This is a genomic window from Chitinophaga sp. YIM B06452 (assembly GCF_039655965.1).
GTDB lineage: Bacteria > Bacteroidota > Bacteroidia > Chitinophagales > Chitinophagaceae > Chitinophaga.
This window is the reverse complement of the sequence record NZ_JAWLKY010000006.1, coordinates 51389-69797: the sequence shown is the minus strand read 5'-3', so window position 1 is coordinate 69797 and position 18409 is coordinate 51389. Positions and strand designations below refer to the sequence as shown.

The following is an 18409-nucleotide window of genomic DNA, read 5'->3' as shown; positions in this document are numbered from 1 at the left end:
GGCTTTTTTCATGCTTGTCCAATTCCGGACGGCCCACTTTTCCTTCTCCAGTCATCAAACGCCATTTCCTTCCTTCGCCGCCGTTTTTACCTTTCATGTAAATAGGTAAGCATTTACATATATTTTCAATCGCTCCCCTTAATTTTGCCCTATCAACCGCCAAATAAGTATATTATGAAAAATATTCCCCGCCTTTTGTGTATTATTTTTATTTATGTAATTGCTTACGGAAATACAGCGCGCTCCCAATCCGTTCCGTCTCCTTCCGCCATAAAAGGAAGACTTATCACCAGCGAAGCACTCAAGGCCAGCGATGTGATCATCCAATTGCTGCATGCCCAGGGCGGGAAGCTCGTAAAGATCGAATACCCCAATGCAAAAGGCGAGTTTATGTTCGACAACATTCCCGCGGGCAGGTATATGATCATTACCCAAAGCATGGCATTTGCCAAATATGAATCCGCGCCCTTTGAGCACAGCAACGGCACAGACCTTGGCGCGATTGCGCTCAGCCCGGCCAGCACTACTTTGAAAGAAGCATCCGTTACCGCGGTGAAGCCTTTTGTACAGCAGCAGTACGATAAGACCGTGCTGAACGTGGCCGGTTCCATATCCGCCGCGGGAAGCACAGCGCTGGAAGTGCTGGAGAAAGCGCCCGGCATCACCATCGACCAGAATGATAACATTGCCATGCGCGGGCGGCAGGGCGTGCTGTTCATGATAGACGGCAAGCTGGTGCCCATGACCGGGCAGGACCTGGCCAATCTCCTGCGCGGCATGGCGGCCAACCAGATCGAGCGCATTGAGCTGATCACCAATCCATCCGCGAAATACGATGCATCCGGCAATTCGGGGATCATAGACATACGACTGAAAAAGGGGAGGAACAACGGCACCAACGGCAATGCCTCTCTCAGCCTCAGCCAGGGCGTGTATCCGAAGCTCAATCCCTCGCTCAGCATCAATCATAAAACGGGAAAACTGAACCTGTTCGGTTCCTACAATTACCTGTTCAGGCAGGATATGAACGACCTTACCATTTACCGCGATTTTTACAACGCGCAGGATGAAGTGACAGGCGGCAATAACTACGACAACTATTTCCGCTACAGTTTCAACAACCACAACGTGCGCATGGGAGCGGATTACAACCTCAACTCCCGTGTAACGCTGGGGCTGGTGGCCAGCGGTATTTTCACGCGCGGCAACATCGTATCCAGCAGCGAGGCGGAATCTTTCAACGGCCAGCAGCAACGGACCGGTTATTTCACCACGCTGGGCGACAACAGCCCCAAACGCAACAACAGCAGCATCAACTTCAATTATAAACATACCCTCGATACCAGCGGCGCAGAACTGACGGCAGACCTGGACTATGCCCGTTTCAAGGGCAACGAATTCCAGCATTACACCACATCCTATTACGATGTGGATCACGCGCCGAATCGCCCGCCCTACAAGCTTTTTGGCGACCTCAGCGGCAACCTCAGCATCAAATCCTTCAAAGCCGATTACACGCAGCTGATCAGGCCCATTGGAGTGAAAATGGAAGCCGGCATTAAAGGCAGCTGGGTAGAGTCTGACAACGACGTGCAGTTCTTCGACCGCAGTAACGGCAGCGATGTGCTGGACGTGAGCAAAAGCAACCGGTTCATTTACAAAGAGAACATCAATGCGGCCTATCTCAACGGCAGCCGTAAATGGCAGAAGCTCAGCCTGCAGCTGGGTTTGCGGCTGGAAAACACTAATGCCAAGGGCAACCAGGTAACCACCAAGGAGAACTTCGACCGGAACTACACGCAACTGTTCCCCAGCGGCTATGTGGGTTATGCTTTCTCGGACAAGCACGACCTGGGCCTGAGCCTCAGCAGGCGTATCAACCGGCCCAGCTACCGCCAGCTGAACCCCTTCAAGGTTTTCCTGGACCCGCTGACCTCTTCCGCCGGCAACCCTTTCCTGAACCCGGAGATCACGCATTCCTTCGAGCTTACTTACACACTGCTGCAGCGTTACACCGCCAAAGCGGGATACAGCCGAACGAAAGACAACATCCTCCAGGTGCTGAGCCCTGACACGGAGCCCAATACCGTACTGCAAACCGGCCGCAACCTCGCCAAATTCGACTACTACAGCCTGAACCTTGGCATTCCCGTTACCGCGGGCAAATGGCTCAGCAGCAGCAACAACCTGCTGGTGTATTACGGCGAATACAAAGGCAACCTGGTGAATACCGACCTGAGTGTAAGCCGTGTTACCTTCAACCTGAACTCCAGCAACACCATCACCCTGAACCCTAATACCAGCCTGGAACTCACGGGCAGCTACCAAAGCAAGGCCTACTACGGTTTTCTCGACATAGAGGATTACTGGAGCCTGACCGCCGGCGCGCAGCGGCAGCTGTGGAACAAAAAGGCTTCCATCAAGCTCAGCATCAGTGATATTTTCTTTACGAACTGGACGGACGCCGTGACCCGGCTTACCGGTTATGGCGAACATTTCATCCAGTACCGCGATTCGCGGGTGGCAACGCTGACCTTCAGCTATAAGTTTGGCAAAGCCCAGGGCGCCGCGCCAAGGAGAAGGACCGGCGGGGCGGAAGATGAAAAGCGCAGGGCAGGTTAAAAATTGAGTATTTTTAAACCATGAGCATAGTGAATCAACTTGAAGAACTGGCGCTGGCCACCCGGCTGAAAAGGCTGGCAGACCGGCTTTCCGCTGATGTGAGCAGGATATACAAAGAGTCTGACCTGGACTTTGAGGCCAAATGGTTCCTGATACTGGAGCTGCTGAGCCGCGAAAAAGTGCTGGGCATCACGGAGATCTCCGAATCGCTGGGGATCAGTCACCCCGCTGTAGTGCAGCTGGCAGACCAGATGCTGGGCCAGGGTCTCATTAAAGCCTCCGTGGATGAGCGGGACGCCCGCCGCCGTCTTATTTCCCTGACGCCCGCGGGCAGGCAGATGCATAAAAAGATCGGCCCGATGCTGGCCGTAATCCGCGAGGAGAACCGCAAATGGCTGGCCTCGGCCCGGCACAACCTGCTGGAAACGCTTACTGAGCTGGAAGCTTCGCTGGATGAAAAGAGCATGTACAAGCGCATTAAGATCAACCTGCTGGAACGCTCCGGGCGGTGATTTCCGTTTTTGCACGATGTTTATTATTTTCAGGGCCTCAACATAAACAGACATGCAAAGACAAAACAGAAGGAAATTCCTGGGCACCGCCGCCGCACTTGCAGCAGGCACCGCCGTTTCAGCTATGCCGGCTCCCGCAGCCAAAGGCAAATACCCACTGGTTCACCACGTATTTTTCTGGCTGAAGAACCCCAATTCCAAAGAAGACCGCGACAAACTGGTGGCAGGCGTTAAGTCCCTTTCCAAAATACCGACGGTGAAAGAACTGCGTGTAGGCGTGGTAGCGAGCACCGAACAACGCGATGTGGTAGACGTAAGCTGGGGCGTATCCGAGCTCATGTTCTTCGAAGACGTTGCGGGCCAGGAAGCCTACCAGACCCATCCCATCCACGTTGAATTCATTAAGAACTGCAGCCCGCTGTGGGATAAAGTGATCGTTTACGACGCGATCGACGTATAAGTTCTTCAAATCAAAATCTCCCTCCATGATGCGCATGCGACCTGCGATAATCATTCTCCTGACCATATTTTCTTCCGCAATCCGGGCCCAGGTGCCCGGCGCGGACCAGACCGAAGCCTACCTTCCTTTGCTGAAAGGCAAAAAAGTAGGCATGGTCGTAAACCAGACCTCCGTGATCGGCAACCGCCTGAGCGTAGACAGCCTCCACGCCCTGGGCGTTAACATCAAAGCTGTTTTCGGGCCCGAGCACGGCTTCCGCGGGAATGCCAGTAACGGGGCGCCTGTAGGCGACGAAAAGGATCCCGCGACAGGTATCCCTATCATTTCGTTATACGGCAATAAAAGGCAGCCTACACCGCAGGAAATGGCCGGGCTCGATGTGCTCATCTTCGACATCCAGGATGTCGGCTGCCGTTTTTATACGAACATCAACACGCTTGCCGAAGTAATGGACGCCTGCGCCAAGGCTGACAAGGAACTCATCATTTTCGACCGGCCCAATCCCAATGCCTTTGTGGACGGGCCGGTGTTGAACATGGAACTGAAATCCGGCATCGGCAAATTTCCCATTCCCATTACGCATGGCATGACCATCGGCGAATTTGCGCAGATGGTGAACGGCCAGGGATGGCTGCCCAACAAAGCCAAATGCAGGATCAGGGTGATCAAGGTGAAAGATTACCGGCACGACATGTATTACACGCTGCCTGTAGGCCCTTCTCCCAACCTGAATACCCAGGAGTCGGTAATGCTGTACCCTTCGCTCTGCCTGTTTGAAGGCACCATTGTGAGCCAGGGCAGGGGCACCTATATGCCTTTTACCGTGCTGGGCGCGCCCGCATTGAAAGGTAATTTCGATTTCAGCTTTACGCCCAAAAGCATTCCCGGCAAATCAGAAACGCCGTTGCACCAGGACCAAACCTGCTACGGGCTTGATCTACGGACATACGACATCAAAGCGCTGCATGCCCGGGGCAAAGTGAACATCCGCTGGATCATGGACATGTACAAGGCCTATCCCTACAAGGATAAGTTCTTTGACCGCAGCCAGAGCAGGCAGATAGGCGACATCGACAAGCTGTCCGGCACAAAGCAGTTCAAAGAGCAGATCATTGCCGGCGCCAGCGAAGAAGAGATCCGCAAAAGCTGGGAACCCGGCCTGGGCGCGTATAAGCAGATGCGGAAGAAATACCTGCTCTATCCCTGAAATATTCCCTTTCCATGAAAATAATATTCACATTGATCCTGCTGGCAGCCGCTCCCACGGCCTTTGCGCAGACAGGTACGCAACCGGACATACCGCCGGCCTTTCCCGGCGGTATGAAAGCTATTCACCGCATCATCGAAAAGAATATGCAGTATCCCAGGCAGGCCCGGATAGACAGGGTGGGAGGCAAGGTAGTGGCTAAGTTTGTAGTGGACACGCTGGGCAACGTTACGAATATCGTGATAGAAGAGGGCATCCGCGACGATATCGACAATGAAGCGATCCGCCTCGTGAAACTGCTGAACGGCTGGAGCCCCGGCATCCAGAAAGGAAAGAAAAAGAAGGTGGCCTTCAGGTTGCCGCTGTACTTCTGGCCTGATAACAGGTTTAAGCGGGAGTACGAAGAATTGCACGGGAAATCTTAATAGCAGCCCGTTTTCTCCCGTTACTATACGATCTTCTACAGTTTGTTCCCGGTGTTTTTGTGCCCCGTAATCCCGCTATGTTGTCGCAAACCACCCTCAGAAAAGTCGGGGATGCACCTCACCGGAATGGAATACCCGGCCTACATTTGTATCAACAAGCAAGGAAATAAAACTTAAAAAACTTTCATCATGGAAAAGAGAATAAGCACCCAAAAAATTACACCCAACCTCTGGTTTACCCTGAATGCGGAAGAAGCGATCAACTACTATCTTTCTATTTTCAAGAACAGCAAAAAAGGCCGTTCCACTTACTACGGCGAGGAAGGTTTTGAAATACATAAGATACCTGCCGGTACGCTCATGACACAGGAATTTTACCTGGAAGGGCAGGAGTTCCTTGCGCTGAACGGCGGGCCTTATTTCCAGTTCAACGAAGCTATTTCTTTCGTTGTCAACTGTGACAGCCAGGAAGAAGTGGATTATTACTGGGATAAACTCACACAGGGCGGGCCTGCTGAATCGCAGATATGCGGCTGGCTGAAAGATAAGTTCGGCGTTTCCTGGCAGATAGTGCCGGTGGAACTGAGCGCAATGCTCACGTCTGACGACAAAGAAGCGGTAGCCCGTGTAACAAAAGAAGTGCTCAGTTCGAAAAAGCTCGACCTGAATAAGCTGCGCGCTGCTTTCGGTAAATAGAACAACATATGTTGTCAAGTATAAATAATCCCCGGTCCATACCGGGGATTTTGTTTTTTATGAAGGTGTAAATCCGTCACCTGGCTGTTGGAATAAAGTATATTTGCCGTCATGGATCCATTGACGGATAAAGAATATCTCCTCGAACGTTTCCCCGGCAAAGGCGGCTGGACCTATGCCCGTATGCCCGGAATCAAGCCCGCTGCGAACATCCCCTTCGGCCAGCTGAAAGTGAAAGGCAGCATCGATGGTTTTCCCATCGCCAAAGCGCACCTGATGCCGCTGGGCAACGGCGAACTTTTCCTTCCCATAAAAGCCGAAATAAGAAAGAAGATCTGGAAAAAAGCGGGAGACCGCGTGCGCATCATCCTTTACATAGACAATGACCCGCTCATCATTCCCGCTGAAATGGAGGAATGCCTGGAATATGATCCGGAAGCGAATGCGTTTTTCCGTTCACTTTCCGAAACGGAGCAGCGGTATTACATCAGCTGGGTATATGGCGCCAAACGGGAGGAAACCCGTGTCAGCCGTCTGGCCAAGGCGATGCAAAGGCTGGCCCGCGGGGAAAAGTTTTACCCGCCGTGGCAACGGTAGTGATACATTTCATTTATTAAAGGTCATCATTGGCAGGGCGCTGCAATCCTAATTATTTATATTAATTTCGCGGCCGAAAATGATCATATGATACAGGAAACAGAACTGAAGAACAGGAGTGGCAACCAGTGTGAGCTTTGCGGCTCCGCCAGCGGGCTGAAAGTATATGTGCTGCCGCAAACGCCGGCCGCCGTGAAAGACGATGCCGTGTACCTCTGCGGCAAATGCCTGGCGCAGGCGGAGAAGCAGGAAGACCTGGACGCGGCCCACTGGCAGCAATGCATTGGCACCGCGATGTGGAGCGAAGTGCCTGCTGTGCAGGTAATGGCTTGGCGCATGCTCAGCCGCCTCAGGAACGAAAGCTGGGCGCAGGAAAACCTGGATATGATGTACCTGGACGATGAAACCCTTGCCTGGGCAAAAGCCGCCGGCGACCAGGATAGCGACGGCACGGTAGACCTGCACCGCGACTGCAACGGCGCCGTGCTGCGCAATGAAGACACTGTGGTGCTCACGAAGTCGCTGGACGTGAAAGGCACTTCCCTCAACGCCAAAATGGGCACCGTGGTGAAGAACATCCGCGTGGTGCCGGACAATACAGAGCAGATCGAAGGAAAGATAGAAGGGCAGCTTATCGTGATACTTACCAAATATGTAAGAAAGCAGGGTTGATGAATTTATTTTAGTAAATTCAATACCATGAAAAAGCCCCTGCTCCTTGCCCTTATCCTGTTCACCCTCATACAGGCCCGCGCGCAGCAAACGCCCGGGAAATTCTCTATTGATATTCATTACCTGCTGGCCCTGCCGGAAGGATATGAGTCGGACACCTCGCGGAAATGGCCGCTGGTAATGTTCCTGCACGGTTCCGGCGAAAGCGGCGCCGACCTGGAAAAGGTAAAGGTGCACGGGCTGCCCAAGCTGGTGGAAGCCGGGAAAAAGTTCCCCTTCATCGTTGTAAGCCCGCAATCCAGCGGGTTCGGCTGGGATCCTGAGCAGCTGTTCCGCCTGCTGCTCGACCTCAAACAGAAATACCGCGTGGACGACGACCGGGTATACCTCACCGGCCTGAGCATGGGCGGCTTCGGCACCTGGGCGCTGGCTGAAAAACACCCCGAGGCCTTTGCCGCCATTGCGCCCATTTGCGGCGGCGGCGACGTTTCAGAAGCCTGGAAGCTGCGCTACATGCCCATTTGGTGCTTTCACGGCGCTAAAGACAACGTGGTGTCCCTTTCCGCCAGCCAGAATATGATCAGCGCATTAAAGCCGCTGAATAAGCAGGTGAAATTCACCATATACCCCGACGCCGGCCACGACAGCTGGACGGAGACCTATAACAACGACAGCCTGTATACCTGGCTGCTTGCCCAGCGCCGTCATAAACACAAGGTCATTGAACTGGGAGAAAAACAACTGGCGCTGCATGCCGGCAGGTACGTGAATGCGAGGAAGGATACAGTGGTAATAAGCGTTGTGAACGGCGGTTTGCAGGTAAAAGCAAGCCGGCATACCATTCCGTTGAAGCCCGCCACTCCCGCGGTCTTTTTCTGGGACGAGAATGCGCCGGCGGACTTGGAGTTTGGAAAGGACGGGTTCGTGCTCCGCACCGGGCAGGAAGATCGTTTCAAAAAGATCAAATAATACAGCAGCAGCATTTAACCTGCTCTCCGCACATTCTTCTGTTTCGCCGCCAGCATCCGCCTGAGCGCGAACAACATCATTAAGATCAGCATCAGCAAAATATTTCCGGCAAAGATGGCGGAAGGGAAACAGCCTGCCCGGGAAAATCCGGCGGATTGTGGAATGAAGGGCATGAGCTGTAGTGCAGATTAAAAAAAAAAGCAACACGCCGTCCCGGCTCAGCCAGGGGGGGCGTGTTGTATGATCAGGACCTGCAGGCGGTCAGAACTTGTAAGCGATACCTGCCAGGAAATTCACCGGCGGCTGCGGTCTTGAGTAAAACCCGTCGCTGATCCAGTAATGTTCGTTGGTGATATTATTGGCTTTCACGCTCAGGCGGAACCGTGGCTGGTTGTAATACAGCGTGGCGTCTACCACGGTATAGGCAGGCATAGAGAAAGTGTTGGTAGCGTTATAATATGCGTCTGACACATACATCACGCCGGCGCCAATGCCCAGGCCTTTCAGGCTGCCGCTCAGCAGGCTGTAGCTCAGCCACACATTGCCTACATGTTCGGGTGTGCCGATCACCCTTTTCCCAAGTACGTCCTTATTAGATTTGGTGTATTTATTTTTATTGTAACCATATCCCGCAACGAAGTTGAATCCCGGGAAGGGATTGCCGATCACTTCCGCTTCAATGCCTTTGCTTTCCTGCGTGCCGTCCTGCACAATGAAGTTCTGTCCATTGATCTCCTGTGTGCGCCTGATACGGGAAACGGAGATGTCGTAGTAACTGATAGTAGCGCTCAGCTTGTTGTTCAGCAGGTCCAGCTTTACGCCGCCTTCTATTTGCTCCGCCTGCTGGGGCTTCAGCGAGATCGTTGTGCCATCGGGTTGCAATACGTCGCCTTCATTTTTGAAGCCGTTCATATAGTTGGCAAACAGCGCAACCTTCTCTTTCACGGGCTGGTACACGATCCCGAATTTCGGGGAGAGCGCCAGCTGGTCGAACGCGCCGGTGGTGGTCCTGGAAAGATTGTTGGTGGTGCCTTTGTTCTCAAAATAATCCAAACGCAGGCTGGCCATCACGAGCAGGTTATCGGTGATGTTGATCACATCGGAGAAATACGCGCCGTAAGCATTCTGCCTGGTCATGATGGGCGGGGTGCTGAGCTTCGCAAGCATCTCTTCGGCCTTCTGCACTTTCACGTCTTTGATCGTTGCGGAGAAAACATTCACTGTGTCCATGATCAGGCCGGCATATTTGTAGTTGCGGTACTGGCTCATGAAATCCGCGCCGATCAGCAGCCGGTGGCGGAGGGAGCCGGTGTTGAACTCGCCGGTGAAGTTCTGCTGGATGTGCTTGCGGCCGACTTTGTCCGGGGAGAACACGCCTAAAGCGCGCTGGATGGAATCGTTCCTGATCCAGGACTGGTTGAAGTACAGGAGGTCTGTATATTCACCGTTGCCCCATGCGTAATTGGTCTGCGAGGTCCATTTTGAAGAGAGCTTATATTCAGCCTGGGCGAATATGTTGCGGGAATATTGATGGCCAATAAAGGAGTTGTCGATCAGCGAGCGTTTGTAGTCCAGCGGCAGCTGGTCGAAGGACTTGAGCGTTACGCCGCTGGTCACCGCCCAGCCTGTGTTGGAAGTGCCTTTGTAGTTCTGCATATCGGCGTCGAGGCGCAGGGTGAGGCGATCGCTTGCTTTGTAGGTCAGGGAAGGCGCTATCACCAGCGTGCTGCCATGGCCCTGGTCCTGCCAGTCATTTTTATTTTGCGCCGCCAGGTTGATCCTGAAGAGCACTGTTTTTTGCGCATTCACCGGCGCGTTGATGTCAGCCGTCAGGCGGTTCAGCTCATAGCTCCCGGTCATGAAGTTCACTTCGCCCCCGAATTTCTCGTAAGGTTTTTTCGTGACGTAGTTCACCAACCCGCCGTAGCTTACCAATGTGCCGCCAAACAGGGTGGAAGAGGGGCCTTTGATGGTTTCCACCCGCTCTACAGACACGAGGTCGATGCCCGTGCGGAGATAGGTGGCCATGCCATTGCGGAGGTTATCGGTGGTGAGGAAGCCGCGGGAGAAAAACGCGGGCATGCCTGCGCCGGTTTTGGCCGGGGCCGCGCCGGGTATATTGCGGAAGGATTCTTCCAGCGTCAGCGCCATCTGCTCCGCGATCAGTTCCTTATCCACCACGTTGTATACCTGCGGGTTTTCCAGGTATTCCAGCGGCAGCCTGGAAGCGGTATTGCTTCTTTTTTTGGCGGTCACGGTATACTTGTCGCCCACGATCACCACTTCATTCAGCGCTTTGGCGCTGATCTGCAGGTTAAAATCCGCGGTAACAGTTTCCCCGTCCTGCAGCACGACGGTCCTGGCCTGCGTTTGCTGGCCCGCAAAACGCACGGTGATGGTATATGTGCCGGCCGGCAGCTGGTCGATCCGGAATGCGCCGTTCTTATCCACCGGCACCACCGTTTTCCCGTTCAGCAGCACTGTCGCAAATTCCGCGGGCTGCCCATCGCTGGTTACGATCTTTCCTGTAATTACACCATTCTGCGTATAGGCGCTGGCGGGAGCAGTCCCGGTGGCTTCCGCCATAGCCGGCATGCCCATCAGCATCAGCACCGGTAATATTATGTATAATCTTTTCATGTAATCTTTTATTTGGACGCCGCAAAATTACAGCACCGGGTTCCTGCGGGTTTACGCAATCGGGAAAAAATATCTGCGTTATTGCAGGAAGGCCTTTCCCTGCTGACATAAGGCTGTCAACCCCCGGTTCTACCTTTGAACTGAGCAAAACAAAAACTATATGTCTAAAACAACACCATCATCCTTACGCGGCCTGGCAAACATCAGCTTTTATGCGGCAGACCTTGCTGCGGCCAAACAATGGTATACAGGCCTGCTGGGCGTTAAGCCTTATTTTGAAGTGCCCGGCTACATCGAATTCCGCATCGGCGACTTCCAGCACGAACTCGGCATCATAGACGCCGCCTATGCGCCTAAAGCCATGGCTGCAGGACCTGGCGGCTCCATCACTTACTGGCATGTAGATGATGTGCAGGCTGCGTTCGACAAACTGCTGGCCCACGGTGCCAAAGAATATGAGCCTATCACCAAGCGGGGAGAAGGCTTTGTAACCGCTTCCGTGATTGATCCTTTCGGGAATGTGCTGGGCGTGATGTACAATGTCCACTACCTGGCTGTGCTGGCGGCGAAGATCGGCTAAAGGGGGACTGTCGTAAACGGCCCGCCAGAAAGTCGTTTTTACCATCCCTGCGGGCGGAGAATGCGGCATAACTTTATAATATACTAAAACGGTATTTTATGGCACAAACTGCAAAAGCTATCCGCCTGCCGAAACAATTCTCCGCCCGCCTGCTCAAAAGCCCGAACAAAGGCGGCTGGACGTACCTCATCTGGCCCGGATCGGCGGAGTTCTTCGGCACCCGCGGGCTGGTGAAAGTGCGGGGCACGATAGACGGGCATCCTTTCCGCAGCTCCTTTATGGCCCTCGGCGACGGCACTCACAAGCTGCCCGTAAAGGCGGACCTGCGTGAACTGATCGGCAAATCGGAGGGGGATGAAGTGACTGTAGTGCTGGAAGAGCGCATCTTTGAATAAAATAAAGTGTGGTTTTGACAGTTTTTCTTGCAATTGGACATATTTCTTTATATTTTAACCCATTGTAACTTCCTTATGTAAAAACAGTAAACTACAATGGTTAAAAGCTCCACGTTGCACAGAAAGCTGCATGCTCTCTTTCTTGTTTCATTGCCGGTGGCCGCCGCCTGCCTGCCGGGTTGCAAACAGCCTACCGCTGAAGAAAGACGCATCAAGCTAATGGATTCCTCTTTCACCGCGCGTTTCGCAGATTCTATCACCGCATCCGTAAAACCTGAACTGGCCGAAGGTCTTACCCTCAAGCTCTGGGGTATTGATTCCCTGGTGATCTCGCCGATCGCCATCGATATAGACGACCTGGGAAGGTTGTATTACACCACCACCAACCGCCAGAACCATTCCGAGTTCGACATCCGCGGGCACCGCGACTGGGAGATACCCTCCATCAGCCTGCAAACCGTGGAAGAACGCCGCGCTTTCCTGCATAAAGAACTGTCGCCCGAAAACAGCCACCGCAACAAATGGCTGGAAGACCTGAATGGCGACAGCTCCCACGACTGGCGCGACCTGGCTGTTGAAAAAGACAATGTGTTCCGCCTCGAAGACCTGAACGGCGACGGCGTGGCCGATCAGTCGCAGCTGGTGGTGGATGATTTTAACAATGAAGTGGACGACGTGGCCGGCGGTGTGCTGGCAGACGGGGACGACCTGTACGTGGCCATCGCGCCGGATCTCTGGAAGATGAAGGATAAGAACGGCGACGGCATTGCCGACGAAAAAACATCTCTTTCCCACGGCTACGGCATTCACATCGGTTTCAGCGGCCATGGCATGAGCGGCGTTGAAATGGGGCCTGATGGAAGGATCTACTGGCAGATCGGTGACATCGGTTTTAACGGTACAGGTCCTGACGGGCAGAAATGGGAACATCCCAACAGCGGCGTGATAGCCCGCTCCAACCCCGATGGCAGCGATTTCGAGGTATTCGCGTACGGCAACCGCAATACCCACGAGTTCGTGTTCGACGAATACGCAAACCTCATCAGTGAAGACAACGACGGCGACCACCCCGGTGAAAAAGAGCGGCTGGTGTACGTGGTGAACGGCGCAGACATTGGCTGGCGCAGCAACTGGCAATACGGAAAATACCGCGACCCGCTGAACAACGGTTATAAAGTATGGATGGATGAAAAAATGTACCTGCCCCGCTGGGAAGGCCAGGCGGCGTACATTACGCCCTGCATTGCTAATTTCGTGAGCGGCCCGGCAGGCATGGTATACAACCCTGGCACCGCGCTGAGCCCGGAATACAAAAACACTTTCTTTATCGCCGAATTTGTGGGGAGCCCCTTCAGTTCCGGCATTCACAGTTTCAAATTAAATCCCAAAGGCGCCAGCTTCGAGCTGGGAGAGCATAAAAAAGTATTGGGCGGCGTATTGCCCACCGGGCTTGATTTTGGTCCTGATGGCGCTTTGTACGTGGCGGACTGGATAGAAGGTTGGGACACGCATAAATATGGCCGCATCTGGAAGCTGGACGACAAGAACGCTTCGGGATCGGCTATACGAAAAGAAGTGAAAGAATTGCTGGCGGCTGATTTCAGCAAACGTAAAGAAGCAGAGCTGGGCGCATTGCTGAAAAACCCCGATATGCGCGTGAGGATGAAAGCCCAGTTTGAACTGGTGAAACGTGGCGAAAAAGGAGCCGCTGTATTGAAGCAGGCCCTGCAATCAAAAGACGATCAGCTGAGCCGGGTGCATGCCATCTGGGGCCTCAGCCAGCTGGCGCGTAAAGACAAACAATATGCCGCAGAACTGCTGCCGGCGCTGAAAGACAGCGATCCCGAAATAAGAGCGCAAGCCGCCAAATGGCTGGGCGATATCAAATACCGCGAAGCAGGCGCCGCGCTGATACCTGTGCTGAAAGACACTGCGGGCCGCGCGCGTTTCTTTGCCGCCGAAGCTTTGGGCAGGATCCAGTATGAGCCTGCCATTCAGCCCATCATCAGCATGCTGGAACAGAACAACGACCAGGATGCGTACCTCCGCCATGCCGGCAGCCTTGCACTGGCGCGGATAGGCAAGGCGGAACCGTTGATTGCCTTAGTGAAAAGCCCTTCCAGGGCGCTGAGGATTGCAGCGGTAGTGGCTTTGAGAAGAATGAACGACCCCGGCATTTCGGTATTCCTGCTAGATGAGGATGAGTTCGTGGTAACCGAAGCGGCGCGTGCCATCAATGATGATCTTTCCATTAAAGTCGCCTTGCCCTCACTGGCCGGGCTGTTGAACACCACGCCGTTTACCAACGAAGCGCTGCTTCGCCGCGTGATCAGCGCCAACCTGCGCGTAGGCAGCGATGCGGCTTTGCAGGCATTGATCGATTATTCGCTGAACGACGAGAACCCGGACACCATGCGCGCCGAAGCCGTGGATGTGATTGGCGTTTGGGCTAAACCTTCTGTGCTTGACAGGGTGGATGGCCGCCTGCGAGGCCCGGTGCAAAGATATGCCGCGATGGTGGCGGGTAAATCCGCCGCAGCCCTGACCGCTTTACTCAAAAACAAATCCACCATCGTACGTTTAAGCGCAGCCAAAGCCATACAACAGCTCGATATCAAACCCGCCGCAGCCGCCCTGCTGGCTTCCTTGCAGGCAGACCGCGACCCCGCCGTGCGCTCCACTTCGCTGAAAGCGCTGGTAGCGCTGAACGACCCGCTGGTGGAAAAAGGCATCAAACATGCGCTGGCAGATAAAGAGAAATCCGTGCGCGTAACCGGGCTGGACCTTATGGAGAAAATGAACATACCGAAAGACGTGATGGTAGGCCTGCTCAACAACGTGATCGCCACCCGCACCAAAGAAGAACAACAGGCCGCCGTGCTGACGCTCGGCAAGCTGCCGCTGGACAACAGCGGCAAAGCCCTCGAAGCCCTGCTGGACAAAATGGCCGCGGGCAAACTGAGCCCTGACGTGTATCTTGAGCTGGGCGAGGCGATAGACAGCACCCGTTCCAACCACCTGGCAGCGCGTTACAAAGAGATCAGCGGCAAGCTGAGCCCCAGCGAAGTGATCGCTTCTTACGCCAGCAGCCTGCAGGGCGGCGATCCGCAGCGCGGCAGGCAAATATTTTACCGCAACCAGAACGCGCAGTGCATGAAGTGCCATGCCTACGACGACCGCGGCGGCAACGCCGGTCCGCGCCTGAACGGCGTGGCCAACCGGCTTACCCGCGAACAGATACTCGAATCCATCATTTCGCCCAGCTCCAGGCTGGCAGCGGGTTTTGGTATGGTATCGCTGGAGCTGAAGGACGGCAAGAAAGTGAGCGGGGTAGTGCAGGGGGAAACCAAAACCGGCCTGAAGATCAAAGAAGGGCTGGAGCCTGAAAGGGAGATCGCGAATGCGGACATTGTGAAGAAGACCTTCTCGCCCTCTTCCATGCCCGATATGAAAGCGGTGCTTTCCAAGAAGGAGATCCGCGACGTAGTGAGCTTCCTGGCTGAAGCGAAGGATGAATAAGAATGTGAATGATCTTTTCAATAAAAAAGAGGAGTTGATCTTTCAGCTCCTCTTTTGTTTTTAATATTTGGCCGGGTTCGTTTGCCCGGTACAGTTAGTTTATTTCCTGAGTTCTTTTTCCAGCCCGGCAAGGAATTCTTCGAAAGCTGCGCTGATGGCTTCTTCTTTCACCGGCGGGAAATCTCCTTTTTCCGCCCTGGCGGAACTGAAATGGTAAAGCCCTGCTTCCGGCGCTTTTTCGATGCTGAGCACGGTTTCTTCCTTGTTTATGGGAAGGTAGGCGGAAATCGGGGCGGAATGATCGTCCAGCCAGCGTTGTGCAAACCCTGCAAAGTCCAGCAGGGGCGTGCGCGGCAGTTTGACGAATAAAAGATTATGCAGGTAAACCTGCATGTCGCCCTCCAGGTATGCTAGCGCATCCAGGCCCGTATCTGCGGTGGGTGTATCGGTAATGTTGAAGGTAATTTTTACCATATGCCGGCAAAGCTATTAATAAATTGCAAGATCAATAAAAACGGTTAAATGTGCCCGGTTTTGCCCGGATAGACGTTTAGCGCTGCTGTCAGTAATTGCATTCTGCCTTTCAAGATACAAAAAAGCCGTATGAATCAGCTGGTTCATACGGCTTTTTCTGCGAAATGTTAATGGGATACCTAGAACTTATACGCAAAGCTGCAGGCGAAATTCCGCTTTCTCTGCGGGTTTACGGACCAGTAGCCGATGTAGTAGGTTTCGTTGGTAATATTGTTCACATTGAGGGTGAAGCGGAAATGATCTGCGTTATAGAACACGCTTGCGTTCAGCAGGGTGTAGCTGGGCAGGAAGAACTGGCCGGTCTTGCTGTTGTCTATCACCAGGTATTCGCCGCCGTAATTGCCGCCGATGCCCAGGCCGAAGTTGCGGAGCGAGCCGTTGCTGAACTTGTAGGTAGCCCAGAGGTTGGCAAGGTCCTGAGGGCCCTGGCCGCCGATAACACGGCCTTCTTCCGCGTAAAAGTCGTCACCGTTGCCTTCCAGCACTTCGGTTTTATTGTGGCTGTACCCCGCCAGGAGGTTCAGGCCCTGCACAGGCTGGGCGGTAACTTCCATTTCAAAGCCTTTACTGCCAAACTTCCCGCCTTGTACGGGCGTAGCGTTAATGGGATACAGCACCCTGTCTGATACCCTGATGTCATAATAGGAAAAAGTGGCCTGCAGCTTATCGGTGAATAAGTTTGTTTTCACGCCCGCTTCCCACTGGTTGGCCCGCTCCGGCTTAAATGCCCGGTATTCGCCGGTGGGTGTACCGTCAGTATTCAACACGCCTTTGGGAGATACGTTGATGAACGCATTCATATAGTTCGCGAAAACGGACACCTTGTTGAGTATAGGCTGGTACACGATCCCGAATTTGGGAGACAATGCGAACTGGTCATATTCGTCGCCCTTGGTCTCTTCTTTGCCATCGCCGGGGGTATAAAAATAGTCTGCCCTTAAGCTGGCCATCACGCTCAGCGCGGGGGTAATGTTGAGCACGTCTGAAGCGTAGGCGCTGTAAGAACTGTTTTCATTATTGGATAAGGTGGCCGGCAGGGTTTCCAGCACCCTTCCCACGGATTCTTTGGTCAGGTAGATCGGGTTGTCCGGGTCAACGTGCTGCACATCGCCCCAGGGAGTCACTTTCCTGATAACGCCCGCGCCGGTGCTGTTGTCCACGATGTTGCGGTGGTAGAAATCGAACCCTACCAACACACGGTTCCGCAGGCTGCCGATCTTGAAATCGCCGTTGAAGTTCTGCTGGATATCTGTAGTAGTAACGGTCTGGTCCTGGTTGGTCACTGCGTATTCGAACCATTCATCGCCGCCTTCATAGTCCCAGATGTAGCTGTAGATGCCTTTGGAACGCACGCTCGCGCGTGATACCACGGTCTGGGAGGTCCATTGGTCAGACAGTTTGTATACCATCTGTCCCTGTATATTGAAGCGCGGGTTCCGTATGGTGAGGTCGTTGCTGGTAAAGGACAGCTTATCGTTCAGCCCCAGCTCTGTGAGATTTTTGAATACGAGAGGAGTGGCGCGGTCTGAATGGAAGAACACCGGCGGAACGGCCCTTTCTTCTTCCAGTATTTCCGCCATCAGGCTGAAGGTCAGGCGGTCGTTCACTTCATAGTTGAGCGAGGGCGCAACAAAGAATGATTTCTTAAAGCCTGCGTCCTGGAAGTGATTTTCAGAATGGTAAGCCGCATTTACGCGCAGCGCGATCTTTTCGGTTTTGCTGAGCGGCGTGTTCACGTCGGCAGTGAACCTGTTCAGCCCGTAACTGCCGAAGGTATAGGCTACTTCGCCGCCAAAGCCGTAATAAGGTTTTTTGGTGATGGTATTGATCATGCCCCCGTAGCTGTAAAAAGCACCGCCGAACAAAGTACCGGAAGGGCCTTTGATCACTTCGATGGATTCTACATTCGCCGGGTCGAGGTTGCCGTTTACGATGCCGGGCAGGCCATTGGACAATACAGGCTGTGCGTCGAAGCCCCGCAGCGCGAAATACGCTGCCCCGTCTGTGGCGCGGCCGGTAGATTCCCAGGTGCGGGTGATGCCGGGCACATTACGCAGGGCGTCGTCGTACGTGGTGATGTTCTGCTGCTTCATAAGCTCGGAAGACACCGTGTTGTATACCTGCGGGTTCTCCAGGTTCTTCAGCGGCATTTTCGCCACGATCTTATTCTCTTTCGCAGAGGCTTTGGTGGAAACGATCACTTCCTGCAATTGCGCAGAATTGGCGTCCAGCACAAAATCCACCTGCTGCGTTTCGCCTGCCGTCACGCTGATCTGCTTCACCTGCGAAGCAACAGATACGGCGGAAACCTTGAGGTTCCATGCGCCGGGTTTCACGTTCTTGATAAGGTATTCCCCTTTTTCGTTGGTAATAGCACCCCATTTGGTCTGTTCTATCCTTACCGTCACATTCGCGGCGGGTTGGCCGTCGCTGGTGGTGATGGTGCCTTTTATGAAGGCGTTGGTCTGCGCAAACAGCGCAGCGGCGGAAAACAGGAAGGTGCAAATGAGTAGTAGCCTTTTGGTCATTGGTCGTCGTTCTATAGGTGTGAAATAAGAGATGGCAAAGGTCCGCTGACGAA

The 18409-nt window shown here is 53.8% G+C and carries 15 protein-coding genes; 12 read left to right on the top strand and 3 right to left on the bottom strand.

The window, feature by feature from the left end; translation table 11 throughout:
• Positions 1-174: 174 nt before the first annotated feature.
• The 9 genes from R3I13_RS23260 (at position 175) to R3I13_RS23220 (ending at position 8160) form a co-directional block, all read left to right on the top strand.
• Positions 175-2622, top strand: a complete 2448-nt coding sequence (locus R3I13_RS23260; RefSeq protein WP_346320380.1) for an outer membrane beta-barrel family protein — start codon at positions 175-177, stop codon at positions 2620-2622.
• A gap of 20 nt (positions 2623-2642) precedes the next feature.
• Positions 2643-3134 carry a MarR family transcriptional regulator gene (locus R3I13_RS23255; RefSeq protein WP_346320379.1) on the top strand — a complete coding sequence of 164 codons (492 nt, stop codon included), beginning with the start codon at positions 2643-2645 and terminating at the stop codon, positions 3132-3134.
• 52 nt (positions 3135-3186) lie between these two features.
• Entirely contained in the window at positions 3187-3594 is a 408-nt protein-coding gene (locus R3I13_RS23250) for a Dabb family protein (RefSeq protein WP_346320378.1), read from the top strand.
• 25 nt (positions 3595-3619) lie between these two features.
• Positions 3620-4801: a DUF1343 domain-containing protein gene (locus tag R3I13_RS23245; protein ID WP_346320377.1), complete on the top strand. Its 1182-nt coding sequence runs from the start codon at positions 3620-3622 to the stop codon at positions 4799-4801.
• Positions 4802-4815: 14 nt separating this feature from the next.
• Positions 4816-5226 (top strand): TonB family protein, encoded by a 411-nt coding sequence (locus R3I13_RS23240; RefSeq protein WP_346320376.1) that lies wholly within the window; start codon positions 4816-4818, stop codon positions 5224-5226.
• Positions 5227-5415: 189 nt separating this feature from the next.
• Positions 5416-5922: a VOC family protein gene (locus tag R3I13_RS23235; protein WP_346320375.1), complete on the top strand. Its 507-nt coding sequence runs from the start codon at positions 5416-5418 to the stop codon at positions 5920-5922.
• Between the two features lie 111 nt (positions 5923-6033).
• Positions 6034-6519: a YdeI/OmpD-associated family protein gene (locus R3I13_RS23230; protein ID WP_346320374.1), complete on the top strand. Its 486-nt coding sequence runs from the start codon at positions 6034-6036 to the stop codon at positions 6517-6519.
• An 87-nt stretch (positions 6520-6606) separates the two neighbouring features.
• Positions 6607-7191 (top strand): PhnA domain-containing protein, encoded by a 585-nt coding sequence (locus R3I13_RS23225; RefSeq protein ID WP_346320373.1) that lies wholly within the window; start codon positions 6607-6609, stop codon positions 7189-7191.
• 27 nt (positions 7192-7218) lie between these two features.
• Positions 7219-8160 carry a prolyl oligopeptidase family serine peptidase gene (locus R3I13_RS23220; RefSeq protein WP_346320372.1) on the top strand — a complete coding sequence of 314 codons (942 nt, stop codon included), beginning with the start codon at positions 7219-7221 and terminating at the stop codon, positions 8158-8160.
• 261 nt (positions 8161-8421) lie between these two features.
• Here the strand turns inward: R3I13_RS23220 and R3I13_RS23215 are convergent, their stop codons facing one another.
• Positions 8422-10800, bottom strand: a complete 2379-nt coding sequence (locus tag R3I13_RS23215; RefSeq protein WP_346320371.1) for a TonB-dependent receptor — start codon at positions 10798-10800, stop codon at positions 8422-8424.
• Between the two features lie 160 nt (positions 10801-10960).
• Between R3I13_RS23215 and R3I13_RS23210 the strand changes: the two genes are divergently transcribed.
• The 3 genes from R3I13_RS23210 (at position 10961) to R3I13_RS23200 (ending at position 15294) form a co-directional block, all read left to right on the top strand.
• On the top strand, positions 10961-11380 hold the full coding sequence (locus R3I13_RS23210; RefSeq protein ID WP_346320370.1) for a VOC family protein: 420 nt from the start codon (positions 10961-10963) through the stop codon (positions 11378-11380).
• Between the two features lie 98 nt (positions 11381-11478).
• Positions 11479-11775 (top strand): DUF1905 domain-containing protein, encoded by a 297-nt coding sequence (locus R3I13_RS23205; protein ID WP_346320369.1) that lies wholly within the window; start codon positions 11479-11481, stop codon positions 11773-11775.
• 114 nt (positions 11776-11889) lie between these two features.
• Positions 11890-15294, top strand: coding sequence for a HEAT repeat domain-containing protein (locus R3I13_RS23200; RefSeq protein WP_346320368.1), 3405 nt, complete (start codon positions 11890-11892; stop codon positions 15292-15294).
• A gap of 99 nt (positions 15295-15393) precedes the next feature.
• Here R3I13_RS23200 and R3I13_RS23195 read toward each other — a convergent pair whose 3' ends face one another.
• Both R3I13_RS23195 and R3I13_RS23190 read right to left on the bottom strand, forming a co-directional pair.
• Positions 15394-15768: a hypothetical protein gene (locus R3I13_RS23195; protein ID WP_346320367.1), complete on the bottom strand. Its 375-nt coding sequence runs from the start codon at positions 15766-15768 to the stop codon at positions 15394-15396.
• A 179-nt stretch (positions 15769-15947) separates the two neighbouring features.
• The gene (locus tag R3I13_RS23190) at positions 15948-18356 is read right to left on the bottom strand and encodes a TonB-dependent receptor (protein ID WP_346320366.1); all 2409 of its coding nucleotides are present in this window, start codon (positions 18354-18356) and stop codon (positions 15948-15950) included.
• Between the last annotated feature and the right edge of the window lie 53 nt (positions 18357-18409).